This is a genomic window from Sphingobacteriales bacterium (assembly GCA_016700115.1).
Taxonomy (GTDB): domain Bacteria; phylum Bacteroidota; class Bacteroidia; order Chitinophagales; family UBA2359; genus UBA2359.
Genome location: CP064999.1, coordinates 5,693,898 through 5,707,794, shown reverse-complemented (window position 1 = coordinate 5,707,794; position 13,897 = coordinate 5,693,898). Strand labels below are relative to the sequence as shown.

The window sequence follows — 13,897 nt, the reverse complement described above, 5'->3', positions numbered from 1 at the left end:
TCTAAAAACCGTTATCGGCAACTTTATGAAACGACAAAGCTACCTGCTAAAAATTGACAATCCCTGTGGACAGGATTGGAATTCAATGACTCAAAACGACATCGGAAAGTTTTGTTCGAATTGCTCAAAGACAGTTGTGGACTTCACCAACTTAACGGACGCTGAAATAATTCAACTCATTGAACAGTCATCGGGTAAACTCTGTGGACGTTTGACAAAGCAACAGTTAAACCGAAGTATTGAAACCGGTCAACCCAAAAATAACTCCCGGCTTTACAAATTGCTTGCGGGACTTATGTTGGTTGGGACAACCGAAAGCGCAATTGCAATAGAAAAACAAGCCTCACAAATTGAAATTGTATCTCCTACTCAAAGCGAAGAGTTATCTAAGGAACCGGTAAATGCAGAAGCAAATCTATTGCCCGACAGCCTAAAAAATGTTGTGCAAGGAATAGTTTATGATGCAGAAACAAAAGACCCTTTCCCATTTGCAAACGTTTGGCTAAAAAACACCCAAATTGGAGCAGTAACAGACTTTGACGGAAAATTCAAATTTGTCATACCTGACAGTTTGATACAAATAAATATGGCGTTAATAATTTCGTATGTTGGTTATGAAAGTTTAGAAATCTTAATAGACAAAGAATACCTGCCAATCACCCAAGAACTTGTAATTAAGCCTGGTCAGTTTTATAATATTGAATTTTTAACTGCAGTGGTAGGAGGTGTAATCGTTATAAGAAAGAAAAAATGGTGGCAATTTTGGAAGTAACACTGCCTTTCGATAGCCTTTATTGTTTAAAGAGGGTGTAAAAGAAACATTTGCGGCAAAAACTCATAACTTCACTCCTATAAGGCAGCATTTTGTACTTGCTTGTTGCTCTGATTGTAAAATCAATTAAAAGCAAAGGCAAGTAATTTTGAGTTTCACAAAAGCCTTTGAAACGACCGAAGGCTTTTGTATTTTTACAGTAATTATCTGGAAATGGCAAAAAAGTTAGTTCGTTTCGATTGGGCGATGAAAAAAATGCTTTGCCACAAGACAAACTTCGATATTTTCGAAGGTTTCCTGTCCGAGTTGTTGAGCGAGGATGTGAAAATCAAGCAAATCCTTGACAGCGAGAGTAATAAGGAAACAGAAGACGACAAACACAATTGGGTGGATATTCTCGTGGAAAACTCAAAGGATGAGTTGGTGATAGTAGAAGTGCAGAACAGCAAGGAATACGACTACTTCCACCGTATGCTGTATGGCACATCCAAGGCAATAACCGAACATATCAAAGAAGGTCAACCCTATGCAGAAGTGAAAAAGGTTATTTCCATCACCATTGCCTATTTTGACTTGGGGCAGGGAGCGGATTACGTTTACCATGGCACGACTGAGTTCAGGGGCTTGCACAAGAACGATATATTGACCCTCGCCGACAAACAGATTGAACTCTATAAAAAGAACTCAATCCATGAAATATATCCCGAATACTGGGTTATCAAAGTCGGCAAGTTCCACAACCGAGTCAAGGACAAATTGGACGAGTGGATATATTTCTTCAAGAACGCCGAAATAAAGAGTGGCTCGACCGCCAAGGGCTTAAAAGAAGTGGCTGAGAGGTTGGATGAAATGAAACTGAATGAAAAAGATGCAAAGGATTATAAAAGGTATTTGAAGCTGTTGCGAGATGTTGCGAGCGACCAGCATACTAAAATGGCGGATGCACAAGATTTAATCAAAAAAGGAGAAGAGAATAAAGAAATTGAGGTTTTATTAGAAATGCACAAGGATAACGTCCCGATAAATATAATTGCTAAGTACTTAAAAATTTCAGAGGAACACGTCTTGAAAATCATTGAAAGCCGGAAGGGTAAATAAATCGCCGTAACTATTTAGGTACAGGGAATCCCAGCATCAGTTATGAGTTATGAGTGAGATTGCCTTCACTCCCCCGCCTCCACATCCAACACAAACGACTTCACCCGCCCATTATACCGCGCTATTTTTTCTTTGTTTTTGCGAATAGTGGCGGATTCTGCGTTCTCTATGCCTCCGAAATAAAACGCCTGTAATAACGCCAGACCGCTGGCAAAACCGGTTATATAATAGCCTTGCCAGATTTGAAAAGCGCCAAAACCTAATAATCCCAATTGCAACCCAAGACTTACCAATCCCTGACCAATATTACCCCCGTAAATTTGCCCGGTTCCGGGTATAAATGTGGATAATGTCCTTGCTTTTTGTGGATTTTTCAGTTTCGGATTTTTTAAAAATGCGTAGTATTCGTCTGACAAAGCAGTTGGTAACGCATGCAATTCCAGAAACTTTTCAAAACTTTGTTTTGCGCTCTCCCATTGCTGCAACTCGTTAAGGACGAGAATTTTTATGAACAAGAAGTCATTTAGCCGGACAGTATCTTTCGCGTTTAGATGTTCAATTTGCAAAAGCTCTCTTTCGGCTTCTTTCATCATTCCGGAAAGATAGGCATTGAGGATGGTTTCATAGACCACTATCCATCTGACTGAATCGGAAAGCAGGAGTACATCTGTGCGTTGAAGGGTGAGAAATGCTTTGGAAAACTGCCCCGTAGCTTTATAAGCAAAAGCTTTTTTTAAAAGAGCTTCATGATAATAGGTTCTGTTTGTATCGGCAGCATAAATAGAACGTTCATAGGCAATAGCTGCTTCTGCATATAGTTCCATTTTAAACAAACTGTCAGCATGTTGTAAATATATTTCTTCCTTGTTTTGCGCTTTAGTTGCCAAACACATTGCGCAAAGGAATATGCAGGTCGAACAAAATGTGATGATCAATCTCATGGTATCGCTCTTGTTGTTTGATTTGTACGCTTAAGGCACTGCCCCAAATATTGCCAATATAAAAAACAGAAAAAAGCCCGGTATAAAAGATACTGAACCCGTTTTTAATACCTCGTTTGTGAATGTTCTCAAATGCCTGAACTCCGAGTAATGCGACCGGAAAAAAGGAAGCTATCCCCTGCTTGGGTTTACCGGCATAAACTTTGCCCAAACCCGGAACAACAGCCGATAACAACCCGGCAACAAATGGAGAACGATGTTTGACTTTCAGCAACTGCCGGTAGGCTTTTTGGAGGTTTTCCTGTTCTTTTTGCAACTGATAATAAGAATAAGAGAAAGATTGGGAATATTGCTCAAACTGATTAAAGTTTCGACTTAACAGGGCGTTACCTGAAAGTTGAAGTGCGCGAAGTTCGAGAAGAAGGCTGTCGTCTTCTAAGTATAAATCATTCAAAACACCGGCTGCCTGGGGATAAAATTCTTTATAGGTCAGTTGATATGCTGCAAAAAAACGGGAAGAATAAAATTTAGAGGAAGCACCGGACACCTGAAGCAGTTGTTCTGTCGAGGGGAGTAGTTGTTTAAGGTTGTATTTTGCCCAGCCGTTCAGATAATGCAACGAATCGGCTTGTGTCTTTGATAATTTCCCAACTGTTACTGTGTCTAATTGTGAAAACACAATAGTAGCTTCTTCATATTCCTGACGGTCGAGCAGATATAGACCAAAATCTGTCTCCTGCCTGAATATTGAGTCTATTGGCGAGTTTTGAGCTTTTACAGAAAAGAGCAATAAACATAAAGCGCATCCGGTTAAAATTTGACCCGATGTCCTGTAAATACCCGACCAAATACTATCTATGCTCATGGTAATGAAGTCGGTATTGCCTTGGTTCGTCTTTAAATCGCAGGGTTTTAGTATCTAAAGTCAGAGGGTTTAAATCTAATGCGCTGATGCGGTTGCAGCGCAAAAGCCGGTCGGCAGTCAGGAAAACCCCTTTAACCAATCCAAATTCAAGGATTGCATGTTTGCTGAAATTGGAACAGGATATTCCATACAAACATTGCCTTCCCAATTGAGAAGATAATACATTTTGATAGAAATACATGCTTCCGGTTAAAGTAAGTGTTAAAGGATTGTATTTGGCCAATACCGATTGGTTTTTCACCTTTAGTGGTTTTTTATTATTGGGGTTAGTAGCCGGGGAATAGGATTGACCGGGTTTTACAATTTGCAACAAAACTAAATCGGTGTTGCGGTTTTGGGCAGTACTCTTTCCGGGAGTAAGAACAGACAAGCAACCTACAAGCAGAACCCAAATAATAACCGGGCGATATATTTTCATGAATCTGGGATAAAAGTTAGCATAAAGCCAATCCTCAAGCTATTTCAATTTGGCGTTTGCAGGAATCTGAAAGTCGAAATAACTTCCTTTTGCCTGCTCATTTACCAGAATATTGGAATAATTGGTGCGGCTCACGATTGAATCGTTGTTTTCAAGGTAATTTATATCAGTTATTGTTGCAGGGAGATTGACATGCTGGATTTTTTGGTAGTTGTAGAAAAACACTTTTCGCAAATATTTACCTCCCCATTCTTTGTAGCCAATAAAAATGGGAATGCTGTTTTCGTGAACTAATTCTACAAAAACCGGTGTATTTCGATCTACGAGCTGAGGTTGCCATTCTGTAACAGTAGCATTGGTCTCAAACCGCGTATTGTATAAAGTAAAACCAAGATTGCGCAACCCCATATCTGTAGTCCGGTTGTTCAGAAAATGCCCAAAATAAGTGATGTCGGTACTGAATGCTTCACTTTGGTTTTGTTCTACTGTATTCTTATTAGGGTCATAAATTTTGTATTCACCCTTGTTATTGGTTACCAACACATATTCACGGGGTTGGGTGAAATGAGTGATTAATTTTCCACCTGAAGTATAGTAAAGTTCTGCCTTGACAGTTGAAGATTTACCACTCCTTACCTGTTTGGTCGTAATATCTGCTTTCAGTTTTTGAATGGGAGGGGTTAGCTTATTGGTAAAAGAAAATAAAGCCAATTGGAAAATCAGAAACAAAACGGACTTTAGGGTGAATTGCATTTTGTAGTTGATCGGGTTAAAATTATTAAGTGTTAACGCTCTTGTTTAAAAAACAGATTATACCATGATTAAGTACAATTGCAGCGTGTCTGAACCTCAAAAAAAGTCAGAAAATTTTTTGACAGAAATGAAAATAAAAATTCATTAAGCACAGAAAGACACAAAACTAACTGCTTGGGTTATACTGAAAGTGGATTACCGGCTTTTATTAAGTCTTCCTTTTCTTTAGGAGCTAAAAACTCGAGGGCTTTATTAACCATGTTTTCTGACCCGATAAAAATAGGGCATCGCTCGTGAAGTTTGGTTGGTACAATATCCAAAATTCGCTGCGTTCCGTCGGTAGCCTTACCGCCGGCTACTTCGGCAATTAGTGCCATCGGGTTACATTCAAACAAAATCCTCAGCTTGCCTCTCGGATGTCCTTTGAGTGCGGGATACATAAAAATTCCCCCTTTGATGAGGTTGCGGTGAAAATCGGCCACCATAGATCCCACATATCTCGAACTATAGGGTCTGTTTGTCGCTTTGTCCGGTTGTTTGCAATATTCTATATAATCGTTCACTCCTTTCGAAAACTTATACTTATTGCTCTCGTTGACGGAATAAATATTGCCGTCTTTTGGCGTTTTGATGTCGGGATGTGAAAGGCAAAATTCGCCGATAGTGGGGTCTAAAGTAAACCCGTTGACCGACTCGCCGGTAGTATAAACAAACATGGTCGAAGAACCATAGATAATATAACCGGCAGCGACCAGTTTGTTTCCGGGCTGTAAAAAATCGGCTTCTGTACAAGGGCCATTCGCAGAAACCCGTTGATAAATTCCAAAGATAGTTCCTATGGAAACATTTACATCAATATTGGATGAGCCGTCTAAAGGGTCAATACAAACCACATACTTTTGCGAACTTTTGGGCTGTTTGGGGAATGGAACAAAATCGTCGTTTTCTTCTGAAGCCACTCCCGCACATTCTCCGTTGTTTTGGAGTGAATACAAAAACTGACGGTTTGCAAATACATCGAGTTTTTTTACCTCTTCGCCTTGTATATTATTTTCGCCGGTTGCACCAAGAATATCCACCAATCCGGCTTTGTTGACATCCCGGTTAATAATCTTGGCCGAAAAACCCATGTCTCTCAACAATCCCGACAACTCTCCGGTTGCCCAGGGATATGCCCGTTGTTCTTCTAAAATAAACCCACCTAACGTGGTTACTTTGTGTTTAATGGTATGGTGTATGGATTGCATAAATAAAAGCAGGGAGATTGTAAGTGAAAAAAATCTGCACCTTAAAGGCACTTAAAGTTTATAGATGATTTGTCCGTTCAAATTCTGTTTTTTTTGCTTTTCGTGTATAGATTATAAAGCCGGAATCACAATAAACTGATAAAATTCTGGCACACACTGTTATAAGCCAAGTCGAAAAAAAAATATTAGAGGTTGTCTAAGTGTTTGTACAAAAGTAGATAAGTTAAATGCAATTACCAAATGCTTTTTTCTTTTCTTTGTCCGGTTCAGTTAACTTGCTCGTTTTTAATTTAGTTTTTAAAGGATTGGGCAATCTGTTCAGGACATTTTGTATAAAATTCACCTTTTAAAAATCTGCTTGAATATGGAAATCACGATTCGAAAAGCTGTAAAATCAGACCTTGCTCAAGCGTACAGGTTGATTTGTGAACTTGCCTTGTTTGAAAAAGCGCCTGATGAAGTAACATTAACTCTGGAACAGTTTGAAAAAGACGGATTTGGAGAAAATCCTTTGTATTTTTTAGAGGTGGCAGAGTTGGTTGTACCAAATGGTGAAAAAGAAATTGCAGGAATGGCGTTGTTTTTTTATAGTTATTCGACCTGGAAAGGAAAAATCCTTTACTTAGATGATGTCATTGTAACCGAAAAACACCGCGGCAAAGGCATAGGGAAGTTGTTGATAGACAAAGTTTTCAAATTTGCAAAAGAGCATGAGGTTAAACAGGTCAGATGGCATGTTTTGGATTGGAATACGCCGGCTATCAACTTTTACCGGCAATTAGGAATGAGCCTTGAACCGGAATGGATTACCTGTAAATATTCCCAAAGTCAGATTGAGCAATATTAGTATAAGGGTTAATTTTTATCCTTGCTTTCTTTTTACCCCACCGGTTAAAATTATCCCCCGTTAAAGCGAAAAAATAGCTTTTTTTGCTGAAAAAATTGACTTTTTAAAAAAGCTTTAAGAAAGATTACGATTATAATTTTGAAGAGTAAAGAAAAAAGAAACGGTTCATTTCTTATTTCATTTTTGGTAAAGTTTGATTTAAAAACAGCTTTTTTGGGGCAAATACCTTAAAATGATCATCAATGCTCGGGTAAGTTTCCATTAAAATTCTGTGCAAATTATTTTGTTAATGTTTTGGATTCCAACTGTAGGGTTATTCCTATTTTACTAAAAGATACTAACCATAAAACCTCCGGAACATCTATATTTCCCGAGTTTGTTGTTCATTGAATAATTGGGATATTGTACTTTTTAGTTATCGGAATATCGGATTATTCCCTGCTAAAAATGAGCATAAATCTAAAAAAATGGTGCAGAATACGTGCTTCAATCATTGAACAACAATCTACGCAACTGAAATCAAGTTTTTAAGTTCAGCGCATAAACTTAATGCAGAGATTTAATCATTTGTCTGCAAAAGATTGATCATTTCTTTTAGATTACGCTGATTTCGCTGATTAAACAACGCATTTTTTATATCGTGTTTTTCCTTCGTGGTCAGATGCAGGCTCATTGCTGCCTTTTGACTTTTGACAGAGGGTTCGTACTCGAAATTGATGACCTGTAGCTTGCCATATAAGGTTTCATCGGTAATCGTAGCCATGTAATCTGCATAGTTGTCCTGAATTTCGTTGGTCATAAAAACCGTTGCCGGCTTCACCACTTTGGCAATCAGACTTTCTGTTAGCGGCTTTACTCCCCTGTCTTTAACATCCGAACGGATAAAAACTACAATGACTTTTCCGACATTTTGGTTAATCCAGTCTTTGAAAACATTCAAGAACCGAAAAGTTGTTTCAAAACCGGTATTATCTCTGAATCCTGCGTCCATCACTTCAACTGAAGGGTTACTTGGCAAGAAGGTGGAAGGTAAAATATAAGGGAAAGTTGCACTCATTCGCATAGCAGAGCTGAGCAACAGGTTATGCCCGTCCTGATCGGCAAAAAATTGTGCACAGTCAATGCCGTCAGCCTCATACGAATCATGGTTAAAGCCATACTTGTTATACGATCGCGTAAGATAAGTTACCGGTTGTGAAGATATAAAGAGTTTTCGCCTATCGGTTACGATGGTGGGAGTTAATACCAACATGGGAATAACTGCATTTTTTTCTGCTTCGTAATAGTCTGAAATCTTCCTGTTATCCATATTGATCACCCCTTTTGTGTTGTAGGACAGTTGTTTTTCAAAAATATATGCCCTGTTTTTGCGGTAAGTATGTCCGGCAGTAGTAAAAGATTGAAATGGGTAAAACAAATCGTTAGTGGCAATTGAAAAGATAAGAGCATTAAGATAATCTTCTGCCATATTGTCTGCAAAAGAAGGGTGGTGTAAAGAAATGCTGCTGTCTTTGGTTTTTTGCAGGTAATGTAATTCGTGTAAATAAGAGCCTGCCAACATTCCGCCCGAAGCTCCTGCTATCAACATAGTACGGTCAAATAAGGTGCTTTGCAAAAGGCTGTCAAGCATTTGAAGAACGGTCATACTCCAAAGAGCAGATCTTAACCCTCCACCGCTCAGATTGAGTAAAATCATATCGGGTTGATGACTTTCCGGGGTTAATGGCATGTTTTTTTCTTTCCACTTTTCAAGTGTAATCAGAGTCTGATCAAAGTCATGTTGAATCCGTGTGGTGTCGGACATTTCTAAAATGGATTCAGAGTTATAGGTTGCCGGCTCACAAGTATAGTTTAAGCCATAGGCCTTTGTGTCGTAATTAAAGATATCATAACGGGTAAAGAAATTCAGGATAATCAGCGCAATCAATAAACCAAGAGTTCTCCAGCTTTGCAGCCAGTAACTAAAAGCACCAAGCAAACCCGTTAGCACCGAAAAAATAAGAAACATACTTGCTGCTGCCGGAATTTGAAAGGCAGGTTTATCCATCAGCAACCCCAACTGCATTAATAAAGCAAGGGCAACCCCCTGTACGATTAACGCATTGCTGTGATTTTGTTGAAAAACTGCCAGCAAACTCTGTCTTGTGTAGTGTTCTGTCAAACGAACCCGTCGGATACTGAGTCTTTGATTGATAAAATAAAGCACCGGCCATTCATTGGGCTTTGCAGCCTTTGTTTGTTTTTTATAACTGCTGCTAATGCTGCTTCGTCGGGTTTGACGACTAAGTGGCTGAGATTTGTTTAACGGTAGTTCCAGCTTTTCTATGCGCTGTATAGCATCCAATATCTTATCAATATTGGTATTCGTCAGGAAAAAATAGACGGAAAATAGCAACAACATGAGTAAACTACCGGTCAAAAATCCTCCAAAATATTCTAAAGTAGCTATCAGAGGTTTGAACTCAAAGGCTTCCTGAAACCGGGCAACAGAAATGAAATAGGTAATTATAAAAGCAATTGGAATGATGCAGTTATTGATACAGAAATGGTAAAAAGGGCTATGTAAGGTTCCCAAAAACGGAAACCTGAAACTGTTGCTCATATAAGCAGCAATGTTCCAGGAAATCAGGAAAAAACCGAAAGCCAAACCTACCCAAAAAAAACCCCAGAAATTTACTTCTCCTAAATATTCGGGGTCCAGAAACAAATAAGCTCCGCCCACTTGTCGCAAAAAGGAATTTGTAACGATGGCAAATAAAAGGAACCAAAAAGAAAGTAAAAGTTTATTCCTTTTAATATGAAGCATCAATAACTGAACAGGGAAGGAATAATATATGCCGTTAAGTATTTTTTGCATTTTATTTAGTTAGTTTCCCTAAAACTGATTTATTAAACCAAATTATTGATGTTCATGTTGGGAGTATTGTCGCCTGATGGTTTAAGATGGACGAACATATTTGGTAAAAAGTTGAAAGGCGGCCATAAAAAAGCGTACCTTTGCGAAAATTTCATTTTAGATAGTTCTTATGCTTTCCCGAAGACACCTGCGAGTTAAAGTCATGCAAATTATTTATGGTTGTGAACAGAAAGAAAATCATGTTTTCGACTCTGCAAAACGCCAACTATTACAGAATATTGATAAAACCCATCACCTATACCATTATTCATTATATTTTTTGCGGGAAGTTGGCAGTTATGTAAAGACCGACAAAATGCGCCGCGAGCAAAAATTCCTGCCTACCGAAGAAGACAAAAACCTGAGTTTGCAACTTTATTACAATCCTTTGATTCAAAAGTTGCAGACCGACTCTGCCTTTACAAATTTTCTAAAAAAGGAAAAGCTCAACCCTCTGTTAGATAATGAAGTGGTTAAAAAACTTTATCAGATATTTAGCAAAGATAGCCGATACCTGCAATATGCACAAATCGCACAGCCTACAACTGCTCAACATGCTTCTATTATCCTCCATTTATTTAATTTTCTGTTCAAAGACGAACTATTTGTTTCACATGTAGAGGAGCATTTCAGCAATTGGGAAGATGACAATATAATTGTTGCCGATACTATCAAAACTTTGATTTATCAATTTGGTAAAAAAGACAATCTCGGGTCCTTACATATTTTTTCCCAACCCGAAGATTGGGAAGAAAAATTAGAATTTAGTCAGGATTTACTTCAGAAAGCTTTGTTGTATGACAAAGAACTAAAAACACTTATCGAACCTCAACTGCAACATTGGGATATTGACCGGTTGACACAAGTTGATATTATCCTGATCAAAATGGCTTTGTGCGAATTTTTATATTTCCCTACTATTCCCACAAAAGTTACTATTAATGAATATATTGAGGTGGCCAAGATGTATAGTACACCCGGTAGCAAAAACTTTATCAACGGAGTACTGGACAAAATAATGAAAACCTTAAAGTCTGAAAACAGGATTCTAAAAACCGGAAGAGGTTTGATTGATTTTGATTAACCAAATTCCTGTCTGTGTTTTTTATAAAAGAATTGCATTGAAGTTAAAATGGCTACTATTCCCGTAAGAGATATTACATAAGCTGAGGAAATAAAGAAACTGAGCCAGCTCAAATCTGCCTGTCCGAAGTTTTTATAAAGTACAACCCCCACACTGCCAAGATAACCAAAAGCATCGGCAACATAAATCATAAATCCTGATGTGCCGCTAAATTTAAATGCAGCAATCAGCCGGTCGAAAAATACACAACCAAACGGGACATAACCTACATATAACCCTAACCCGGTTAATATCATCCATAAAGCCGGATGAACTATTCCGGCTTGGTAAAGCCAAGTGCTGATACCAATCATTATAGCACCACCTAATATCAACCAATGATAGACCATAAGCGCTTTGATATTGCTTTTTATGTACATGGTTGCTCCCAATATTATCAATACAAATATAGCGATTGGTGTTTCTGATGCAGTGAAGATAAAAGGCATGTTTCCGAATCCTAATGCGCCCCAGAGTTCTGCTGCAAAATTGTCTCTGAAATCACGAAAAGCGGTCAGGAGAACATAAAACAAGGTCAGTATTATGAATCCAAAAGCAAAATTTTTGAAAAATCGTTTTCGCTCTGTAGCATCCATAGGCAGTCTTTTAGTGCGAAGTTCCTCATCTTGTTGTGTAGGTGGTGGCAGTTCATTAAGCAAAAAAGTAAATACCACCATCGGGATTAAAAAGATTAAGCCTGTAACAAATGGCATCATAAACTCAGATACCCCCCAATATGTCATCACCATTTTACCTACAGTTTTGACCGCTCCGGATGCAACTATAAAACTGGCACTCAGTCCGGCACCTAATATTTCAGAAAACCGCCTTCCTTCCAGATACGAAAACACAATCCCCCATATCATTCCTAATGGTATTCCGTTTAAAAACAGACATATTATATTATAAGGTACCGGTACAACGGCAAACAGCAACAACGCCAACTCGGCAATACCAATCAGCAGCAATAACAGTTTTGCCCTGCCGTTGCGGCCAAGCTCGGAAATCACTTTTATTCCTGTAAATTTTGAAAAAGTGTATCCAATGACTTGTGCTACTATCAGCCATATTTTGTAATCTACATAAGCAAAACTCAGATTTTCGTAAGTAGCGACCGAAAAAGGTTTGCGAAACGCATACATACAAAAGTAAGTGCCGAAAGCAGCAAAAATGGCATAGCATGCAAATACAAAGTCGTTTTGACGTTGCAGCCATTTTGTAATTGAAAATCGAGTCATAAAATGATGATTATGGCTGCGGGATACTTGACTGACATATAAAATCAGGCTAACAAGATGTTACTTTGAAGGCTTTTCTTCTTCTTCCCATAATTTGGTGAATTCTTTGTAAAACCAGGGGATTGTTTCAATACCTTTATAAAAATTGAACAACCCGAAATGCTCGTTTGGAGAGTGAATGGCATCTGTATCCAATCCAAATCCAAGCAATACGGTTTTTACTTTAAGCGTTTCTTCAAACAAAGCAACAATAGGTATGCTTCCTCCTTCACGGGTTGGAATAGGTGATTTTCCAAAGGTAGTTTCAAGGGCTTTTGCAGCAGCTCTGTAACCAATCGAATCTGTAGGCGTTACAGCAGCCTCGCCACCATGAAGAGGGGTAACTTTAACTTTTACACATGCGGGAGCTATGTTCAGAAAATGATCAGTAAAAAGTTCAGCTATTTTATCCCATTTTTGATTGGGAACCAATCTCATTGATATTTTAGCATAAGCCTTTGATGGCAGCACTGTTTTTGCCCCTTCACCGGTATAACCACCCCAAATCCCATTAACATCTAAGGTCGGACGAATACTAATTCTATCAATGGTTGAATAACCTGCCTCTCCCTGAACATCATTAATTTCTAAATATTTTTTATATTCATCAAGATTAAAAGGACGTTTGTTCATGGCAATTTGTTCTTCATGATTGATGACTACTGCATCGTCATAAAAACCCGGAATTGTGATATGCCGGTTTTCGTCATGCAGTGAAGCAATCATTTGGCATAGAACATTGATAGGATTGCCAACTGCTCCCCCAAAAGTGCCTGAATGTAAATCGCGGTTAGGACCTGTAACTTCTACTTCCATATAAGTCAATCCTCTCAAACCAACAGTGATACTCGGAGTATCGTTGGCAATCATAGAGGTGTCTGAAATGAGAATAACATCGCAGCGAAGTTTACCGGTATTTTCCTTTACAAAAGGAGCCAGGTTTTCAGAACCAACTTCTTCCTCTCCTTCTATCATAAATTTTACATTACAAGGCAAAGTACCGGTTTGCATCATAGCTTCAAATGCCTTTAGGTGCATATACATTTGCCCTTTGTCGTCACAAGCTCCTCTTGCGTAAATTTTTCCGTCTTTAACTACCGGATCAAACGGAGGAGAACTCCATAATTCGAGCGGGTCAGGAGGCTGAACATCGTAATGTCCATAAACTAAAACCGTAGGCAAATCCGGATGTATCATTTTTTCCCCGTAAACAATAGGATTCCCACCGGTTTCACATAACTCAACATGGTCAGCTCCTGCAACTTTTAGTTGATCAGCTACAAATTGTGCGGTTTTAAGAATATCAGGTTTATACTTGCTATCAGCACTAACCGATGGTATTTTTAACAATTCGATTAATTCGGTTAAAAATCGTTCTTTATTTTCCTGACTATACTTCAGTGTATTTTGCATATTTTGGATTTTGGTTTTCTAAAGTCGCAAAATTACAATTTTTACCCTATAATTAATATATGGAATTATCTACACTCAAATCTAGACATATCTTTCAGGTTTTGAACTTATAGTATTAAACTGTTGCCAAATCAATGGCGAATTATTATATTTCTTTAGAGCCATTAAAACGAAGTTGACCAAAATT

Annotated in this window: 12 protein-coding genes; 4 read left to right on the top strand and 8 right to left on the bottom strand. The window is 38.3% G+C overall.

Going from position 1 to position 13,897, the window contains the following annotated elements; genetic code table 11:
- The first annotated feature begins 25 nt into the window (after nt 1-25).
- Both IPM47_20660 and IPM47_20655 read left to right on the top strand, forming a co-directional pair.
- Complete coding sequence (locus IPM47_20660; protein ID QQS29213.1) at nt 26-772, top strand: carboxypeptidase-like regulatory domain-containing protein; 747 nt, start codon at nt 26-28, stop codon at nt 770-772.
- 213 nt (nt 773-985) lie between these two features.
- Nucleotides 986-1,870 (top strand): Rpn family recombination-promoting nuclease/putative transposase, encoded by an 885-nt coding sequence (locus IPM47_20655; protein ID QQS29212.1) that lies wholly within the window; start codon nt 986-988, stop codon nt 1,868-1,870.
- A gap of 65 nt (nt 1,871-1,935) precedes the next feature.
- Here IPM47_20655 and IPM47_20650 read toward each other — a convergent pair whose 3' ends face one another.
- From IPM47_20650 to fbp, 5 genes are all read right to left on the bottom strand, one after another.
- A complete protein-coding gene (locus IPM47_20650; GenBank protein QQS29211.1) occupies nt 1,936-2,757 on the bottom strand; it encodes a hypothetical protein in 822 nt (273 codons plus the stop codon).
- Nucleotides 2,747-3,676, bottom strand: a complete 930-nt coding sequence (locus tag IPM47_20645; protein QQS29210.1) for a hypothetical protein — start codon at nt 3,674-3,676, stop codon at nt 2,747-2,749. Before IPM47_20645 ends, IPM47_20650 begins: the two co-directional genes overlap by 11 nt.
- The gene (locus tag IPM47_20640) at nt 3,663-4,154 is read right to left on the bottom strand and encodes a membrane protein insertion efficiency factor YidD (protein ID QQS29209.1); all 492 of its coding nucleotides are present in this window, start codon (nt 4,152-4,154) and stop codon (nt 3,663-3,665) included. Before IPM47_20640 ends, IPM47_20645 begins: the two co-directional genes overlap by 14 nt.
- A 39-nt stretch (nt 4,155-4,193) precedes the next feature.
- On the bottom strand, nt 4,194-4,907 hold the full coding sequence (locus tag IPM47_20635) for a hypothetical protein (GenBank protein ID QQS29208.1): 714 nt from the start codon (nt 4,905-4,907) through the stop codon (nt 4,194-4,196).
- Between the two features lie 179 nt (nt 4,908-5,086).
- Complete coding sequence (gene fbp / locus IPM47_20630) at nt 5,087-6,154, bottom strand: class 1 fructose-bisphosphatase (protein ID QQS29207.1); 1,068 nt, start codon at nt 6,152-6,154, stop codon at nt 5,087-5,089.
- A 364-nt stretch (nt 6,155-6,518) separates the two neighbouring features.
- Between fbp and IPM47_20625 the strand changes: the two genes are divergently transcribed.
- Nucleotides 6,519-7,001, top strand: a complete 483-nt coding sequence (locus tag IPM47_20625) for a GNAT family N-acetyltransferase (protein QQS29206.1) — start codon at nt 6,519-6,521, stop codon at nt 6,999-7,001.
- Nucleotides 7,002-7,560: 559 nt separating this feature from the next.
- Here the strand turns inward: IPM47_20625 and IPM47_20620 are convergent.
- Nucleotides 7,561-9,858, bottom strand: coding sequence for a patatin-like phospholipase family protein (locus IPM47_20620; GenBank protein QQS29205.1), 2,298 nt, complete (start codon nt 9,856-9,858; stop codon nt 7,561-7,563).
- Nucleotides 9,859-10,060: 202 nt separating this feature from the next.
- Between IPM47_20620 and nusB the strand changes: the two genes are divergently transcribed.
- On the top strand, nt 10,061-10,981 hold the full coding sequence (gene nusB / locus IPM47_20615; protein ID QQS29204.1) for a transcription antitermination factor NusB: 921 nt from the start codon (nt 10,061-10,063) through the stop codon (nt 10,979-10,981).
- On the opposite strand, the gene IPM47_20610 is transcribed toward nusB, so the two are convergent.
- A complete protein-coding gene (locus IPM47_20610; protein QQS31544.1) occupies nt 10,978-12,162 on the bottom strand; it encodes a hypothetical protein in 1,185 nt (394 codons plus the stop codon). The two genes, nusB and IPM47_20610, sit on opposite strands and share 4 nt — an antisense overlap.
- A gap of 156 nt (nt 12,163-12,318) precedes the next feature.
- Nucleotides 12,319-13,710, bottom strand: coding sequence for a dipeptidase (locus IPM47_20605; protein QQS29203.1), 1,392 nt, complete (start codon nt 13,708-13,710; stop codon nt 12,319-12,321).
- Between the last annotated feature and the right edge of the window lie 187 nt (nt 13,711-13,897).